Genomic DNA, 17,662 nt, shown 5'->3' with positions numbered 1-17,662 from the left:
GCGTGCCGATTAACAGAAATAGAAATTAACGTCAAATCAATAATATTTATAATAGATTTATATTATTCCTTTTTCTTATAGAGGATGTCGGTTGAGAGGAAATCAGGAGGCGATCGCCAGCAGAGGGAAGGGAAAATTTAATTCACATAACAAAAAGGAATAATGAACTGCCATGCATAAAGAGGATGAATTTGACTAATGGCTCTTCGTTATATACTAAGAGCGTTCATGAACAGATGGTTTGTCAGCAGATGAACTGCAGATGAACTGAAGTAAATCACCCGATTAAGAGGAGGATGCCATGAGAAAAAAATGTATCGTTACAGTGCTTGCCATGATCTTTTCCCTGTTTGTTCTGACCGCCGGCGGCGTCGCGGGAGAACTGGACGCCTTCAAGGGACAGAGGGGGACGTTGAAGATCTCGGGCGGCACGGCCCATATCCCGGTCATGAAAGAGGCGGCTCAGAGGATCATGAGCGCCTATCCCGACATCCAGATCAGCATTGCCGCCGGCGGGTCCGGGGTCGGCATCAAGCAGGTCGGCGAAGGCCTGGTCAACATCGGGAACACGGGAAGAAAACCGACTGACGATGAGATTGCCCGGTATCAGCTCAAGCTGCATCAGTGGGCTCTGGACGGCGTCGGTGTAGTCGTCAGTCCGAAAAACAGAGTCAAGGCGCTTACCAAGGCTCAGGTGATGGATATCTTCACGGGTCGGATCAACAACTGGAAAAGCGTCGGCGGCGAAAACAGGAAAATAAACATTTACACCCGCGATGAAGCGAGCGGCACCCGCGAGGTTTTCTGGGAAAAAGCGCTGGATAAGGGGACTATTGCTCCCGTTGCCAACGTGGTGGTTTCCAACGGGGCGATGAAATCGGCCATTGCCCAGGATCCTTACGGCATCGGCTATGTTTCCGTCGGTCACATTGACCGCACTGTTGCGCCGGTCGCCCTGGATGGCGTGATCCCGACGATCAAGACGGTGAAAGAAGGCAAATACAAGATCGTCCGGGGGCTTTACAGCAACACGAAAGGCGAACCCACCGGCCTCACCAGGGCCTTCATCAATTACCTGTACACTCCGGAAGGTCGGAAGATTATAGAAAAGGAAGGATTTATTCCCTTTCCATGAGCGACTGGAAGGAACGGGGAGCTGAGAAGATTTTTCTCCTCTCCACTATAATCAGTTCATCCATAACCCTGCTGATTCTCGGTTTCATGGCGTTCATGGCCTTACCCCTCCTCCGTGGCGGGCTGTTCTATCTTCTCACGGAGCCATGGGCGCCTCAGCAGGGGCTTTACGGGATCTATCCCATGATCGTCGGCACTGCGGTCATTTCGCTTCTCAGTCTGCTTTTTGCCTTTCCGTTGAGTCTCGGCTGTTCGTTCCTCATCAGTTCCATAGGCCCGAAATCGCTGAGCGCCGCCTTCCGGAGGATGGTTCAGATGATGACGGGCATTCCCACCGTGATCTATGGCTTTGTCGGCATTTTTCTGCTTGTTCCTGTGATCCGGGAGCTTTTCCAGAGCGGTTCCGGGATGTGTATTTTCACCGCGTCCCTGATGCTGGGCGTCCTGATCGCCCCAACGATGATCCTCTTTTTCTGCGACAGTTTCGACCGGGTTCCCCGATCCTACATCGACGCCGCCGATTCCCTGGGCGCGAACCGCGCGCAGACGCTTTTATACGTTATTATCCCTTTGGCAAGGAAGGGCATCTTCATCGGAGTTCTTCTGGCTTTCGGCCGGGCGATGGGGGATACCCTCGTATCCCTCATGATTGCGGGAAATTCCATCGCGACGCCAGGGTCGCTTCTGGACTCGGTGCGCACGCTGACGGCCCACATCGCGCTGGTCATCGCCGCCGATTACGAAAGTCCGGAGTTTCGCTCCATCTTTGCCTGCGGCCTGGTGCTTTATCTTTTCATCGCCGTCGTTATTCTTGCCGTAAGACGCCTGGCCTTCCGGGAAAGCGGGAAACGGGCATGAAACGGACGGGGGAAAAACTGACGATCTGGTATTCGTGGACCTGCGGGCTGATTCTGTCCGCCGCTGTTTTCTCCATTCTCGCCTACCTTGTATTCAAAGGGGCCGGAACGCTTAATATGAAGCTGATCTTCGGGGATGCTTCCCCTCTGAGGGCTGTTTTCCTTCAGCAGCGCGTTTTCGAGGGCCTGTTCCCCGCTATCGTCGGCACCTTTATCCTGGTCGCTCTGTCCATTGCTTTCGCGCTGCCGATCGGCTTCGCCACGGGCATTTACCTCGCGGAATACGCGGACTTCCGGGTCAAAAACGCCTTCAACCTGATTTTTGATATCCTTGCCGGCATTCCGTCCATCGTGGTGGGGCTCTTCGGATTCGCGCTGGCTGTTTTTCTCCACAAGCACTATTCCAGCAGCATCCAGCCGTGCCTCCTTATCTCGAGTCTTGCCCTCGCCTTTCTCGTTCTGCCGTACATCATCCGGACCACGCAGATCGCCCTGGAAGGTCTTTCTCCCGATACCCGCCTGACGGCCCTCGCCCTTGGGGCAACGAAACTGCAGAACCTGTTTTATGTCCTGATTCCCCAGTCCCTTTCCGGAATGGTCAGCGGGCTCATTCTGGCCATCGGCCGCTGCGCGGAGGATACAGCGGTCATCATGCTAACGGGAGTCGTAGTGGCGGCGGGAGTTCCGAAATCCGCTCTTGCCCCCTATGAAGCGCTGCCGTTCTACATCTATTACATTTCTTCCCAGTACACCTCGCCGGAAGAACTGATGAACGGTTATGGAGCGGCCCTGATTCTGCTTCTACTCTGCCTGTTCCTTTTCACCCTCGCCTTCGTCATCAAAAAACGCCTCACCTATCTCGCTTTTTATCGCCCATGAAAACAACTCTGCAGGATAAGACAAAAATACAGGTTGAGGATCTCAACTTTTTCTATCGGGATCGTCACATCCTGAAAGACCTGACGGTCCGGTTTGCAGAAAATTCCATCACGGCGCTTATCGGTCCTTCGGGGGCGGGAAAATCCACCTTCCTGATCACCTTGAACCGCCTTTGGGAAAACCTCCCCGAGGCCAGGATGAGCGGCAAAGTGGAGATCACCCTCGATGGGCTGCGTCGCGACATCTACCAGGGGAATCTTCCGGTAACGGAGTTGAGGAGGCAGGTGGCGATGGTCTTCCAGACACCCAACCCGTTGCCCATGAGCATCTCCAGAAACATTGCCTTTCCCCTGAAGATGGCAGGCAACAGGAATCAGGAGGAAATGCGGCACAGGGTGGAGCAGGCCCTGAAAATGGCCTATCTCTGGGAGGAAGTGAAAGACCGGATGAACGATGACGCCCGGAAACTTTCCGGGGGACAGCAGCAGCGGCTCTGCATCGCCCGGGCGCTGGTTCTTGAACCGGAGGTTTTACTGATGGACGAGCCTACCTCTTCACTGGATTCGACCGCCACGGAAGTCATTGAAGACTTGCTTCTGGAACTCAGGCAGCACCTGACCATTCTGGTGGTCTCTCATTACCTGGATCAGGTGAAGCGGGTCGCGGATCGGGTGGTCACCTTTGAAGACGGCGTCATTATTTCTTCATAAAAAAAACCGACAGCCTTTGGGGCGGCTATGTGTCAAATCAAGAAAAGACAGGGAATTTAAGATTCTCGGGATACGCTATAACGAGTTGCAGAGATTATTCAGATATTCAATGATATCCAGGGCGGTCTGCCGGACCTCGGAACACATGCATTCACCGAATTCTACGGATTCCGGCTGGATGCCCAGAATCGCCATGCTGGCGTTCGTCTCTTCCCGAATGATGCCCAGGAGCACGGAAATCGGGAAATGGTGGGTGGAAAAAACCGTATAACGCTGAATCTGATCAAGGGGAATGGTTCGTATTTCTCCCGGTGAGCCACCGAAATCCGCGGCATCGATGACGACTATTTTTCCAGGTCGATAAGCGATCGCATCCTCCACGATATCTTCCGGATTCATCAGGGCATTCAGGACAAGGAAGTCCTTCTGATCGGCAATTTTCCTCCCGATGAAAGGGCCGACGCCATCGTCGGCCCTCAGGGAATTGCCGATCGTAATCATCACCGTGCGTCCCTCCGGCCTCAGGGCCGACAGGACTTCTTCATTCAACAAATTTGACATTCAGATAATGGGCGGAGCAGGAAATGCAGGGATCGTAAGCCCGAACCAGCATTTCCATCTTCAGGGTGATTTCTTCCTTTGTCTGGTCGAGAATCTCGGGAAGCAGCTTCATCATGTCGTATTCGATATTGGCGATGTTCTGGTTTGTCGGGATGATGCAGTTGGCCTGTTCGATAATCCCATTCGAATCTGTAACATAGTTGTGGAACAGGATGCCCCGGGGCACCTCGACGGCGCCGACGCCGTCTCCCGCTCGGACGGGAATTTTCTGCTGCTCGTTCACGCCGACCACGATCTCTTCATCGTAATTGATGCCGTTTTTCTTCAAATCCTTGATCAGATCGATCGCATGCTCATAACAGTGAACGATTTCCACAACCTGGGCCACCGTGTTCAGATAAGGATTGTGGCAGATCGGCTTCAAACCCAGTTCTTCGGCAATCGCCTTCGCCGTGGGATGAAGCTTATCGCTATTGAGATTGAACCGCGCCAGGGCTCCAACCAGGTAGGAGTCCCGCGACCATTTTGCAAACTTGGCGGAAGAACGGGGATCGATGAACTCGTTGGTCGCCTGCCGGTAATCCTTCTTTCCCAGACGCTTTCCGTCCGTCGAACCCACATCGCCCATGAGCAGAGGGTACTCCTCGTCGTCCGACACGAGTCCCACATACTCCGTCTCCCGGTAAAAATCGGGGAACTGGAGGGTCTTCGCCAGTGCCAGTGTTTCCGCCATGTCGTCCCTCATGGACTCCAGCATTTCAAGCATGGCATCCAGGTCCTTCGGCCGCGGAAGCTTGGTAAATCCGCCGACAATAGCGGAAATCGGGTGGACATGACGCCCCACCAGGATATCGCAGACATCGTTGCAGAGCTTCTTCATCCGCAGGGCGCGGCGGACCACCGCATTATGGGTTTTCACGAGGGGAACGAAACTGGGAACGCCGAGGACATCCGGGGCTGCCAGCAGGTAAACATGCAGGACGTGGCTGTCCAGGAATTCGTAGTCGAGAAGGAGTTTCCTCAGTTTGATCGTCTGCTCCGTAGGGGTTACGCCGAGGGCGTCCTCCGCCGCCTGAATGGAGGCCAGGGAATGGCCACAGGAGCAGATCCCGCAGATCCTCGACGTAATGTGCTGGGCTTCAAAAATGGACCTTCCCCGCAGCATCCCTTCGAACAACCGGGGAGATTCCACGACCTGAAATTCACACTTATCGATTTTCCCTTCCTTGACATCGATGACGATGTTGCCGTGCCCTTCTACGCGGGTAAGATATTCGACGTCTATCTTTACGGTTTTATTAGCCATTTTTATCTTCCTCGCTGCATTTGTTATACATGTCGAATTTGTTTCGAATCAAATCGAAATTCAGATCATACCGGGCCATAATATCATTGGCCCCGTTTCTGGCGGGATTGGTCACCATGCCCCGGCATCCGTAACAGATGTTGCCGTTGTTGATGCACCAGGAATTACAGCCCGCTTTCGTCCAGGGGCCCAGACAGGCGACCCCCCGATCGTACATGCAGACATTTTCATTCAGTTTACACTCCGAACAGACGGGATTGTCCGGCACGGCGTAGGGAACGCCCCGGAGGGCGCATTTCAGGACCTCGATCACCTCAGGGTGATAAACGGGACAACCGTTGATGAAATAGTCCACCTTGACGACCTGATGGATCGGCCGCGTCTTCTTGCTGTCAAAGAGTTGATAATCCTTCCCGTAAACGGACTGCCGGATCTCGTCCAGAACGAAGGAGTTCTTCATGCCGTTGACGCCGCCGATTGTCGCACAGGAACCGTAGGCGATAAGCACAGCGGATCTATCCCGGATTTTCCTGATCCGTTGTTCCGCATGTTCGTCCGTAATACTGCCTTCTACAATCGCAACGTCGTAGTTTTTGTCCCACTTCTCCGACATCACTTCCCGAAACTCCACCACGTCGATGGCGCCCAGGATATCCAGAAGGGCTTCGCCCAGGTTGGCAACCTGAAGCTGGCACCCTTCGCAGCAGGCGAAATCAAAAAAGGCAACTTTGGGTTTCATAAGCATCCTTTCCATTTAAAGTTTCTTCGCTTCCTTCACTTCGTCGTAGCTGAATGTGGGACCATCTTTACAGCAATAATAATTCTTCGGATGATCGATCTGACAGTGCCCGCATTTTCCCATGCCGCATTTCATATGCCTCTCGAGGGAAAGGATGATCTGTCTCTCGGGAAGATCCTTTTTCAGAAGTTCGTTGATAACGAATTTGTACATGACGGGCGGACCGACAACGACGGAGAAAGTTCTTTCCGGAATGATGGTCACACCGGGGATCAGGGTTGTAATGAGGCCTACATTCCCCGTCCAGTCCGGGCCTCCCCGGTCGACGGTGCAACTGAAATTCACATCAAGTCTTTTTTCCCACCCTGCGACTTCATCGCCGAAAAGCATATCCTGAGGTGTCCGGCATCCCAGCAGGATGTCCACTTTGCCGAAATCCTTACGGTTATCCATGACGTAATTGATCAGGGAGCGCAAGGGCGCGATGCCGAGCCCGCCGGCTACAAAGAAAAGATCGTTTCCCGCCATCACCCTGACGGGGAAAGGTCTCCCGAAAGGTCCGCGGATGCCGACATAATTCCCCACATCCAGTTTATGCATTTCATTGGTTACCCGGCCGGCAGCCCTGACACACAGTTCAAAAGAACCTTTCTTCGTCGGGGAAGAACAGATGGAAATGGGAACCTCCCCGATTCCGAAAAGTTCGACCTGAACAAACTGCCCCGGTTCATGGTCCAACTCGCCGTCGTCCAGTTTGATGTCAAACCACTTTTCAGCGGATGTCATCTGTTTTGCGGCGATGATTTCCCCTTTTCTCAGCTTCCAGTTTGAATTTACGATTTCCTCTTTCATAAACTTTCCTTTGCAAGGGCGTTTAAAGTTTCTTTGAGGCTGATGCGGGCCATGCAGGTCCTCGTGCAACGGCCGCAACCCGTACAGAAAAACCGGTAGTATTTTTCGACAGGATACTTGAACTTTCTGAAGAACCGATGTCGCTGACGCTCAGACCGCTCCTCGCGGAAATTTTCTCCGCCGGCGACTCTGGCAAAGGGTTCGAGCTGACACGAATCCCAGACCCGGAACCGGGCGCCGGTTTTCATATCCAGATTGATCGAATCGAACATGTCGAAGCAGTAGCAGGTCGGACAGACATTTGTACAGTTTCCGCAGGATACGCACCGGGATCCGACCTCCTCCCAGACGGGGCTTTCCATGGCCTTTTCAAAAATTTCAGGAAGAAACCGGGGGGCGATATTGATTTCATTCTTGAAAATCTGCCTCTTCCGCTCCCGCAAATTATCCAGCGCGGTCAGATCCGCGGCCGCTGCTTTCTGAAACAGCCCGGTCTCCCCGGCGATTTCGGCGCCGCGGTGGGTATTGATATGGCAGACAAACCGGTCTCCCACATCGGAAAGAAAGAGATCGTAACCGCCGTTGGGAAGGTGAGCATTCACCAGCGTGCAACTGGCGCTTTCATCACAGTAATCGTTGCATTCCAGACCGATGGAAAAGATATGATCCTTTCTGATCAGATAGTTGTAATCCCGAGGCCTTTCGCTGAAAGCCATGTTCAGGCACTGGATGCCGGCCAGGTCGCAGGTATGAATTCCGAATATGGCGATGTCTTCATACTCGATGACCGCCTTATCTTCGGGAATTTTCCCGCTGATATCGAAATCCAGCATTTTCTCTTTCTGGGGCATGAAGTATTTTTTCGGAGGGAGAATGGTCGGGATATACTGAAGGGCAATTCTCTCCGCCGAAGAAACCTCTTCAAAGGCAAAATTGTTATATCCTTTGTTTACGGGGGCAACGACCGTCATCTTTCCGGAGAGTTTTCTGATGAACTCATCCAGATCTTTCTTTTGCAATACTTGGTAGTTCACACCTTGAAACCTCCTCCATCTATAAATTTTCCCCTAACGAAAAACACCGGATCGGGTTGATTTGATATGCTGATTTTTTCCCTCAGCGCGCCGGACTTTTTCGGGTTGCCTGCTGAGTCTGACCGCTGCGGGAATATGGATTTCAATTTAACTTGAAAAGTTCAGATAGAATGCCCTTATTCATGAAGAACATTTTCCACGAAATACATCGACTATCCGAAAGAAGGAGGGCATGTCTTCAACACCTCGCAGTCGGCCCTTCTCTGTTAAATGGGCCGGATACCGCACGTCCCCTTTATTAGCTGTGGGATCTTGTTGCGACATTGACATTTGAAAAAAATATTATTTTTTATTTCCCATTTTTAAATATTCCCTGTCAAGAAATTTGATTTCAGCAGGAACGTAAAATTTAACCAACCCGCATTCGAAACCGTCCCGCGGAAAAGATCGTCCGTATCTGGAGAAACGCAGAAATGCCATTGTAGATATGGATTGCACAAGGGAAAAAAGACGTCGACAGGAAGCTCTCCTGTCAGCTTCCCGGACGTGTGATCCAAAATAAAAGGCCATAAAGGCGGCGTTGCGCGACCATGGAGAGATTCCATTTGCAATTCGCACATTCCAGACGTTATAAAAACACTCGATACTCGTCACTCATCCTGAACTTGAGGATGGCGCAGGCCTATGAACAGCGATCTGGACCCGAAAAATTTCCCCGGCCTCTCTGAAGCCGAAGCAGCCAAAAGATTAAAGGAGGAGGGTTATAATGAACTGCCCTCTTCCCGACAGCGCAGCATCTGGACCATCGCCTTCGAAGTCGTTCGGGAACCGATGTTTCTTCTGCTGGTGGCCTGCGGCATCATCTATCTTTTCCTGGGTGATGTCCATGAAGCGCTGATGCTGCTCGGTTTCGTGTTCGTCGTCATGGGAATCACGCTGTATCAGGAGCGCAAGACGGAGCGGGCCCTGGAGGCGTTGCGTGATCTTTCCAGCCCCCGCGCCCTGGTGATCCGGAATGGCGCCGAAAGGCGGATTGCGGGACGGGAGGTGGTTCGGGGAGACATCCTGGTCGTGAAAGAGGGGGACCGCATTCCAGCCGATGCCGTGCTGCTCTCCTGCCTCAGCCTTCTGGTGGACGAATCCCTGCTTACCGGAGAATCCGTTCCTGTGCGGAAGTCGGCGGCTCCCTGCCCCGACGGAATGAAGCGGCCCGGCGGCGATGATCTGCCCTTTATCTATTCGGGAACCCTGGCGGTGCAGGGTCAGTGCATCGCGCAGGTACAGGCGATCGGCATTCACACTGAAATCGGAAAGATCGGCAGAGCCCTTCAGAACGTTGAGCCGGAAGAATCCCTTCTGCAAAGGGAGACGGGACGACTGGTTCGCAATCTTGCCGTCCTGGGACTCTCCCTTTGCGCCCTGGTCATTGTCGTCTATGGCTTGACGAGAGGGAACTGGCTGCATGGGTTTCTGGCCGGCATCACCCTGGCCATGGCAACTCTTCCCGAAGAATTTCCTGTTGTCCTGACTGTCTTTCTGGCCCTGGGGGCCTGGCGCATTTCGCAGAAGCGCGTGCTCACCCGGCGCGTACCGGCGGTTGAAACGCTCGGCTCGGCCACAGTACTGTGCGTTGACAAGACGGGCACGCTCACCGAAAACCGGATGACCGTTCGTAAGTTGTTCGCTCAGGGCGAATACTGCACGATTGGAAATTCCGCATGGCCCATTCTGCCGGAGTCCTGCCATCAGCTGGCGGAATTCAGCATCCTGGCCAGCCAGATCGACCCCTTCGATCCCATGGAAAAGGCGATCAGGCACCTGGGCGATACCAGCCTGGCAGGAACGGAACATCTCCATGAGGATTGGACGCTGGTCCATGAATACGCCCTTTCCCCGGAGCTGCTTTCCATGTCACGCGTCTGGAAATCCCCGAATGGCCGGGATTACATCATTGCGGCCAAAGGTTCGCCGGAAGCGATTATCGATCTCTGTCATTTAGACCGGAAAGAAGCGGCGGAACTGTCCCGGCACATCAGTGCCCTGGCAGATGAAGGCCTGCGGGTGCTGGGTGTCGCCGAAGCCCGATTTGAACCCCGCGCTCTTCCGGATGGTCAGCATGACTTCATTTTCGAGTTTCTCGGTCTGATCGGCCTGGAAGACCCGGTGAGACGCACGGTCCCGGAATCAATTCAGGAATGCCGGTCGGCCGGCATCCGGGTGGTCATGATAACCGGCGACTATCCCGGCACGGCCCGGAACATCGCCCGGCAGATCGGTCTGACACTGAACGACAGCCTCATTACCGGACCCGAACTGGACTCCATGTCGGATGAAGAATTGCAGCGGCGGATTTCTGAAGTGAATATCTTTGCCCGGGTCGTGCCGGAGCAGAAACTGCGGATCGTCGAAGCCCTCAAGGCTAACGGCGAGATTGTGGCCATGACGGGCGATGGAGTCAATGACGCCCCGGCTTTAAAATCCGCTCACATCGGCATTGCCATGGGGGGCCGTGGCACGGATGTAGCGCGGGAGTCGGCGTCGCTGGTCCTCCTTGACGATGATTTCTCGTCCATCGTGCAGGCCGTTCGACTGGGCCGAAGGATCTTCGACAACATCCGGAAAGCCATGGCCTACATCTTCGCGATTCATGTGCCGATTGCCGGAATGTCCCTGATTCCCGTACTTTTCAAGTGGCCGCTCGTCCTGATGCCGGTACATATCCTGTTTCTGGAATTGATCATTGATCCAGCCTGCTCGATTGTATTTGAAAACGAAAAGGAAGAAGCCGACGTGATGAAGCGCCCCCCCCGCAATCCCGGCGAGCCTTTATTGAATGGCAGGATTCTGGCGATCAGTCTGCTGCAGGGAGTCAGCGTCCTCTGCATTATTCTGGCTGTTTTTATCGTTTCTCTGTATCAGGACCACGGCGAACGCGATGCCCGCGCCCTGACCTTCACCACCCTGATCGTCGCCAATCTCTGCCTGATTCTCACCAACCGCTCCTGGTCGCGAACAATCCTGGGCTCCCTCCGTTCTCCCAATCCGGCGCTGTGGTGGGTGATCGGCGGAACCCTCCTGTTCCTGGGACTGGTTCTTTACATCCCTTTCCTGCAGGATCTGTTCAAATTTGACCGGCTCCATTCCTCCGACCTCTGGCTGTGCCTGACGGCGGGGATCTTCAGCATTCTCTGGTTCGAAGGGCTCAAGCTTTTCAACGGTTTAAGGGGAAAACGTTGAGAATGCCTGTCAAACAGAGTGGTGGAACCGGCCGCTCAGATCGAACTTCAGACTGGAGAAAAAAAGAAAAAGGCCGCCAGGGCGATGATTCCGACTGCCCCGGCGGCTCGCGAAGGATGGTGGGGAAGTATCGATGAACTCCCCCCAGATTGCGATCGTTGTTTAATTATTTACTTGTTGCCTGTCCTGTCCGCTCCCGGACTCATCATGCGGGGGCCATAACCCGGACCGAATCCGTCGCCGGGGCCTCTTCCGTACCCTTGACCGGGTCTCTTATCGGAGCCTAAACGGCAGCCTGACGGACCGAAATCCCTGATTTTCTCGCGCTGCTCCGGAGTCAGCATTTTATAGACCGCCCATTTATAGCTGGTCCTTTTTTCATGGAGCTGATCCCTCAAACTCCGGATTTCCTTCTCTGTAGCCCTGATTTTCGCCTCATCCAGGCTCTTTTCCTGCCAGAGCAGCCTCAGGTCGCCTTTCCGGATGAAAATTTTGTCGTGCAGAGGCTTGACATCCTTCTGATGAGCCTGCTGCATCTCCGCCAGCTTCGTCTTCTGTTCAACCGTCAGGTTCAGTCCGGGAATTTTGGTCACATCCCTGCAGGGACCGTCTCCATGACCTCGCCATCCCCGGGCGTACGAGGGAACGGCAATCACCGCAACCAGAAAGAACACGGCCATAACCGCCAGTAATTTTTTCATGATTTTCTTCTCCTTTTCTTGATTGATTTTTATTCTTTACAGGGCAACAGCCGTGCCATATCGAAAATTTACGAGTAACATAGCTGAATGACTGGATTATTTTAATTTTACCTTTCATTGCCTTCGGATCGCGACAGAAAATATGGATAATAAGTATCCAATTATGCTATCCAGTCGACTACGGATTATCCACCCGGCAACGGGAATCCCTGAAATCCCCCGCAACGGAACCGGACGGAACTGGCATTTGCATGAAAAAAAGTGAAAGAAAACTCTCTTTAAGGAATTTCTGGGTGATGATTCCCCCGTGGGTCATTCTGGGCGCGCTCCTGCTGCTCATCCCGCTTTTCGGCACCATCACCCTGGGAAACATCCACCTGGAAAGGGAACTGACCACCCGCCTGCTGATCGAAAAGGGAGAAGCCCTGATCCGCTCCTTCGAGGCGGGCGCCCGGACCGGCGCCGGTCTGGAGTGGAGCAGCTTCCAGCTCCGGAAGCTTCTCATCGAAACGGCACGCCAGCCGGGTGTGAATCATCTCATCATTGCCGATTCGCAAGGAGTCATTCTGGCGGACAGCGATCCCTCCATGGTGGGCGAATTATACGGGTGGGATCTGGATCTTGCGGCTGCTGCCCAAAAAACTCAGGTCGCCTGGCGGCAGATTGCCAACCCCCAGGGCGCCGAGACCTTCGAGGTCTACCGGGGCTTTCTGCCTGAAGAAGGCCCCTTTCCGGGACTCGGCGAGGAATCCGCCTCTCCCGATAACAAACGCCCGGATGGCAATCGTTCCCGTGACTGTGTTATTTTTGTCGGACTCGACATGGGTCCCGTCCTTGCGGCCCGGGAACAGGCGGCCCGCAATGCCGTCATCACGGCTCTATCGCTTCTGCTCATCGGCTTTGCCGGCATGATCTCCCTATTTCTGGCGCAGGGATACCGGTCGGTCCGAGGCTCCCTTTCCCAGGTCAAGGCCTTTTCCGACAGCCTGGTGGATCATATGCCCATCGGGCTGGTGGCCATGGACCTCGAAGAAAAGATCATGGCCTTCAACGAAACGGCGGAAGTCATTTTCAGGTTGTCTGGCGGGGATGTTCTCGGGCGTGAGGCTTCCGGAATCCTGCCGGACGAGCTTCTGGAGATGCCGGATACCCTGGATGCAGCCGGACCGATTCTGGAAAAGGAGATGGAATGTCAGCTCGGCGACGGCCGGACTGTGCCGCTGGAAGTGATCGCCACACGACTCCAGGACGATGAAGGGACGTTGTTCGGTTACGCCATCCTGTTCCGGGACCTGACGGAGGTGCAGCGCCTGAAAAGTGAAGTGGAACGCAGCCGGCGACTGGCGGCCATCGGCAGTCTTGCCGCCGGCGTGGCTCACGAAATCCGCAATCCCCTGAGCTCCATCAAGGGGTTTGCCACGGTCCTGCGGGAGCGGCATCGGGAGAATCCCGAAGACCAGCGGATCGCGGACATCATGATCTCGGAGGTGGAACGACTGAACCGGGTGATCGGTCAGCTTCTGGAGTTTTCCCGTCCCCTGACCATGAACCGCAAGGATTCGGCCATTGAACCGATCCTCCAGCACACGGTTAAGATGATCGAGGAACAGGCACGGAAAAAAGGCATAGACATCAGGACCGAGTTCCCGGAGGGTGTCCCGGATCTCCTCATCGATCCCGACAAGATGACCCAGGTTTTTCTCAATCTGTCCCTCAATGCCGTCAATGCCATGGATACCGGGGGAACGCTTTCCCTGAAGATCTCCCGGCCTGAGGCGCGCACGATCCGGGTGGATGTCGCCGATACAGGTACGGGAATCCGCCCGGATGAACTGGGTCGGATCTTTGATCCTTATTTTACCACCCGCCCCTCCGGCACCGGTCTGGGACTTCCCATCGCTCAGAGAATCGTCGAGGCCCACGGCGGGAAGATCGCCGTGGCAAGCCAACAGGGAAAGGGGACGGTGTTTTCCGTTTTTCTGCCCTGCCGGGAAACCTCTGCCGGACATACGGATAAGGAGTTGTCTTTATGAAAAAGAAGAGTGAAGTCCTTGTTGTAGATGATGATTTCGCCCACAGGACCATGCTGAAGACCCTGATTTCCGGGTGGGGCTATGACGTTTCGGAGGCCGATGACGGTCAGTCCGCCATCGAAGCCGTCCATCGGCGCCCCTTTGACCTGATCCTCATGGATATACGCATGGTCCGGATCTCCGGGATCGAGGCCCTGGAAGAGATCAGGCGGCTCAACCCGGCCATTCCGATTATCCTCATGACGGCCTACGCCTCCGTGGAAACGGCCGTGGAGGCTCTCAAGAAAGGGGCTTATGACTATCTGACCAAGCCCCTGGACTTTGACGAACTCCGGCTTGTTCTGGAGCGGGGCCTTGAACACACGCGGCTGAAAGAGGAAAACCTGCTCCTGAAGGAGCGGCTGGGAATCCGCTTCGACCGGCGCAATATCATCGGCCGCAGCGAATCCATGACGAGGCTTCTCGATCTGGTGGCCCAGGTGGCCCCTTCGGAGGCGACGGTTCTTCTCAGCGGGGAATCCGGGACAGGAAAAGAGGTTATCGCGGCAGCCATCCATTATAACAGCCTGCGGAAGGAAAAACCGTTCATCAAGATCAACTGTGCCGCCATCACGGAGACACTTCTCGAATCGGAACTCTTCGGCCATGAGAAAGGCGCCTTTACCGGAGCCGATCGCCGCAAGGAGGGAAAATTCCGACAGGCTGACGGAGGAACGATCCTCCTCGACGAGGTGAGCGAAATGTCGCTGGCCATGCAGGTAAAGCTGCTGAGGGTCCTTCAGGAGCGGGAAATCACCCGGGTGGGCGGTGATGAGGTGATCCCCATCGATGTCCGGGTCATTACCGCCACCAACCGGGACCTCGTCCGGGAGATCGCCGCCGGGCGTTTCCGTGAGGATCTCTATTACCGGCTTAATGTGGTGACCCTCCAAGTGCCTCCCCTGCGGGAACGGAAAGAGGATATTCCCCTGCTGGCCGCCCATTTTCTCAAGGAATTCGCCGAGAAGAACCGCAAGGAACTCAAAGGGTTCACCCCTCGGGCGCTGGACCGGATGCTCCGGTACTCCTGGCCCGGCAATGTGCGGGAACTGATGAACACCGTGGAGCGGGGTGTGGTGCTTTCGCGCTCGGACTATCTGGACGAGTCGGATCTCTCTCCCATTCTTCTGGAAAAGGAATCTCCGGAAGAAAATCCGGAATGCGCAGGCGGCAATTCATCACTGGAGGTTGTAGAAAAGGAAACCATCCTGAAAACCCTGGAGGAAGCGGGCGGCAACAAAAGCGAAGCGGCGCGTCGCCTGGGCATCACCCGGCGCACCCTGCATCAGAAACTGAAAAAATACGGAAAAATGTAATCTTTCCTTTAAAATGAAAACGGTCTGGAAAAATTGCTTTTGCGAAGAAGGAAACCAGCGGGGCAAGGCATCATGGAAACATGTTCAAGTGAAAAGGGCTCGTGAAAATGAAGGATGAAAACAAAGCCGGAGAACAACTTCTCCAGCGGCTGGAGGCAATGCACCAGCGGATTGCCGAACTGGAAAAATGGAATTCCCAGTACAGGCGGGTGGCGGAGGCGCTCAGTAAATCGGAGCGTGCCCTGTCCATCGAGAAACAGATTGCCGATATCTTCCTCACCTGTCTTGATGAGGAGGTCTATGGAGAAGTGTTGAATGTGGTCCTGAAGATCCAACGGAGTCAATACGGCTATTTCGGCTACATCGATGAGGACGGGGCGCTGGTGATGCCGTCCATGACCCTCAATGTCTGGCAGGAGTGCCAGATTGTGCAGAAGAGCATTGTCTTTCCCCGGGAAAACTGGGGCGAACGCCTTTGGGGGCGGGCCCTGCGGGAGCGGAAATCCTTTTATGCCAACGGCCCCTTCTCGGTGCCGGAAGGACATGTCCCGATCCAAAGCTTCCTGACGGTTCCCATTCTCTACCGTGGAGAAAGCATCGGCCTTCTCTCGGTAGCCAACAAGGAAGGAGACTACACGGACGAAGACCGGAAGATCCAGGAAGGAATTGCCGGCCACATTGCCCCGATTCTGCATGCCCGTCTTCAAAGGGACCGGCAGGAGAAGGAACGGAAACGCGCGGAGGAGAAGTACCAGCAGCTTTTCGAGCTGAGCTCGGATGCCATTTTCCTCATCGACGACGAAATGGGGCGGATCTATGAGGCCAACGCCACAACGACCGCTTTGTACGGTTATACACGCGACGAGCTTCTGGAGAGAAAGAACACGGATATGTCCGCTGAACCGTCGGAGACAAGGGCCGCCACGATCGGAAGAAGAACGCTGATCCCTGTCCGCTGGCACCGTAAAAAAGATGGAACGGTTTTTCCCGTGGAAATCACAGCCAGGCATTTTACCTGGAATTCCCGCCCCGTTCACATCGCGGCCATCCGGGACATCACGCCACGTCTGAAAGTTGAAGAGGAGCAAAAGCGACTGGAGGAACGTCTGCACCGCGCCGAAAAGATGGAAGCCCTGGGCGTCATGGCCGGCGGGGTGGCTCACGATCTCAACAATATCCTCGGGGTCCTGGTGGGATACTCGGAACTGCTTCTGCTGAAGATGCCGGCGGACAGTCCGTATCGGGGACATATTGCAAACATCCTCGAATCCGGCAAGAAGAGCGCCGCGATTATCCAGGACCTTCTGGCTCTCACCCGCAGGGAAGTGGCCGCGTCCAAAGTGATCAACCTGAACCGTGTTGTCAGGGATTATCTAAATACGCCGGAATTCGAGATGTTACAATCCCTGTATCCCGGCGTGACCTTCCGAACGGACCTGAATCCGGATCTGCTGAACATGAACGGCTCTCCGGTGCATCTGGGAAAAATGGTCATGAATCTGGTGTCCAATGCCGTGGAGGCTTCCTGCGAAAGGGGAGAAGTGACGAGCCGCACGGAAAACCGGTATCTCGACGCGCCGGTATCCGGATATGACGACATGAAGGAGGGGGAACACGTCGTCCTGGCGGTGTCCGACCAGGGAAAAGGCATCGCCGCCGAGGACATCGGCAGGATTTTCGAGCCGTTCTATACGAAAAAGGTGATGGGAAGAAGAAACGGGACGGGATTGGGGCTGGCCGTGGTCTGGGGAGTCGTGAAGGATCACGGGGGATACATCGACGTGCGGAGCACCGAGGGTGAAGGAACCGTCTTTACGCTTTATTTCCCGGTGGTTCGAGAGGAAGAGGCCACGGAGCAGCGGAAAGCTTCTCTTCTTCAATATCAGGGCAGGGGGGAATCCATTCTGGTCGTGGATGATGTAAAGGAACAGCGGGAACTCGCCCGGAATATGCTGACCACACTGGGCTATCGAACAGCTGCCGTTTCCAGCGGGGAAGAGGCGGTGGAGTACCTGCGGACTTCCAGGGCTGACCTGATGGTTCTGGACATGATCATGACGCCGGGAATCGACGGTCTGGAGACCTACCGCAGAGTCCTGGAAATTTCCCCCGGACAGAAGGCCGTCATTGTCAGTGGATATTCAGAGACGGAAAGAGTACAGGAAGTTCAGAAGCTGGGCGCGGGCGCCTATGTCCGGAAACCTTATCTGATGGAGAAAATCGGAATGGCGATCCGGAAAGAACTGGACCGGGATTGAGGAGGA

14 protein-coding genes are annotated in these 17,662 nt (G+C 54.7%); 8 read left to right on the top strand and 6 right to left on the bottom strand.

All coding sequences use genetic code 11. The features are described from left to right. The first annotated feature begins 301 nt into the window (after window positions 1-301). Genes SYN_RS00625 through SYN_RS00610 form a run of 4 tightly spaced genes read left to right on the top strand, consistent with a single transcriptional unit; the run spans window position 302 to window position 3,580 of the window. Window positions 302-1,135: a phosphate ABC transporter substrate-binding protein gene (locus SYN_RS00625; RefSeq protein WP_011416045.1), complete on the top strand. Its 834-nt coding sequence runs from the start codon at window positions 302-304 to the stop codon at window positions 1,133-1,135. Next, window positions 1,132-1,992, top strand: coding sequence for a phosphate ABC transporter permease subunit PstC (pstC, locus tag SYN_RS00620; RefSeq protein ID WP_011416044.1), 861 nt, complete (start codon window positions 1,132-1,134; stop codon window positions 1,990-1,992). Before SYN_RS00625 ends, pstC begins: the two co-directional genes overlap by 4 nt. Next, window positions 1,989-2,870 carry a phosphate ABC transporter permease PstA gene (gene pstA / locus SYN_RS00615; RefSeq protein WP_011416043.1) on the top strand — a complete coding sequence of 294 codons (882 nt, stop codon included), beginning with the start codon at window positions 1,989-1,991 and terminating at the stop codon, window positions 2,868-2,870. Before pstC ends, pstA begins: the two co-directional genes overlap by 4 nt. Next, window positions 2,867-3,580 carry a phosphate ABC transporter ATP-binding protein gene (locus SYN_RS00610; protein WP_011416042.1) on the top strand — a complete coding sequence of 238 codons (714 nt, stop codon included), beginning with the start codon at window positions 2,867-2,869 and terminating at the stop codon, window positions 3,578-3,580. Before pstA ends, SYN_RS00610 begins: the two co-directional genes overlap by 4 nt. A gap of 75 nt (window positions 3,581-3,655) precedes the next feature. Here SYN_RS00610 and SYN_RS00605 read toward each other — a convergent pair whose 3' ends face one another. Genes SYN_RS00605 through SYN_RS00585 form a run of 5 tightly spaced genes read right to left on the bottom strand, consistent with a single transcriptional unit; the run spans window position 3,656 to window position 8,072 of the window. Next, entirely contained in the window at window positions 3,656-4,081 is a 426-nt protein-coding gene (locus SYN_RS00605; protein WP_237671323.1) for a hydrogenase 3 maturation endopeptidase HyCI, read from the bottom strand. Between the two features lie 40 nt (window positions 4,082-4,121). Next, window positions 4,122-5,447: a Ni/Fe hydrogenase subunit alpha gene (locus tag SYN_RS00600; protein ID WP_011416040.1), complete on the bottom strand. Its 1,326-nt coding sequence runs from the start codon at window positions 5,445-5,447 to the stop codon at window positions 4,122-4,124. After that, the gene (locus SYN_RS00595; RefSeq protein ID WP_011416039.1) at window positions 5,440-6,201 is read right to left on the bottom strand and encodes a cytochrome b; all 762 of its coding nucleotides are present in this window, start codon (window positions 6,199-6,201) and stop codon (window positions 5,440-5,442) included. The genes SYN_RS00600 and SYN_RS00595 overlap by 8 nt, the downstream gene beginning before the upstream one ends. Next, window positions 6,202-7,038, bottom strand: a complete 837-nt coding sequence (locus tag SYN_RS00590) for an FAD/NAD(P)-binding protein (RefSeq protein WP_041584556.1) — start codon at window positions 7,036-7,038, stop codon at window positions 6,202-6,204. It abuts the gene before it with no gap. Continuing rightward, a complete protein-coding gene (locus tag SYN_RS00585) occupies window positions 7,035-8,072 on the bottom strand; it encodes a 4Fe-4S dicluster domain-containing protein (protein WP_011416037.1) in 1,038 nt (345 codons plus the stop codon). The genes SYN_RS00590 and SYN_RS00585 overlap by 4 nt, the downstream gene beginning before the upstream one ends. A gap of 684 nt (window positions 8,073-8,756) precedes the next feature. Here SYN_RS00585 and SYN_RS00575 point away from each other — a divergent pair. Beyond that, complete coding sequence (locus SYN_RS00575; RefSeq protein WP_011416035.1) at window positions 8,757-11,309, top strand: cation-translocating P-type ATPase; 2,553 nt, start codon at window positions 8,757-8,759, stop codon at window positions 11,307-11,309. A 170-nt stretch (window positions 11,310-11,479) separates the two neighbouring features. Here the strand turns inward: SYN_RS00575 and SYN_RS00570 are convergent, their stop codons facing one another. Then, complete coding sequence (locus SYN_RS00570; protein ID WP_011416034.1) at window positions 11,480-12,010, bottom strand: Spy/CpxP family protein refolding chaperone; 531 nt, start codon at window positions 12,008-12,010, stop codon at window positions 11,480-11,482. A gap of 251 nt (window positions 12,011-12,261) precedes the next feature. Here SYN_RS00570 and SYN_RS00565 point away from each other — a divergent pair, with 251 nt between their 5' ends. The 3 genes from SYN_RS00565 (at window position 12,262) to SYN_RS00555 (ending at window position 17,656) form a co-directional block, all read left to right on the top strand. After that, window positions 12,262-14,043, top strand: coding sequence for an ATP-binding protein (locus SYN_RS00565; protein WP_011416033.1), 1,782 nt, complete (start codon window positions 12,262-12,264; stop codon window positions 14,041-14,043). Continuing rightward, window positions 14,040-15,398, top strand: a complete 1,359-nt coding sequence (locus SYN_RS00560; RefSeq protein ID WP_011416032.1) for a sigma-54-dependent transcriptional regulator — start codon at window positions 14,040-14,042, stop codon at window positions 15,396-15,398. Before SYN_RS00565 ends, SYN_RS00560 begins: the two co-directional genes overlap by 4 nt. Before the next feature lie 107 nt (window positions 15,399-15,505). Beyond that, window positions 15,506-17,656 carry a hybrid sensor histidine kinase/response regulator gene (locus SYN_RS00555; RefSeq protein WP_041584554.1) on the top strand — a complete coding sequence of 717 codons (2,151 nt, stop codon included), beginning with the start codon at window positions 15,506-15,508 and terminating at the stop codon, window positions 17,654-17,656. The last annotated feature ends 6 nt before the right edge of the window (window positions 17,657-17,662 follow it).

It is taken from the genome of Syntrophus aciditrophicus SB (assembly GCF_000013405.1).
Lineage (GTDB): Bacteria > Desulfobacterota > Syntrophia > Syntrophales > Syntrophaceae > Syntrophus > Syntrophus aciditrophicus.
The sequence above is the reverse complement of the archived record's forward strand: the minus strand, read 5'-3'. Positions and strand labels throughout refer to the sequence as shown.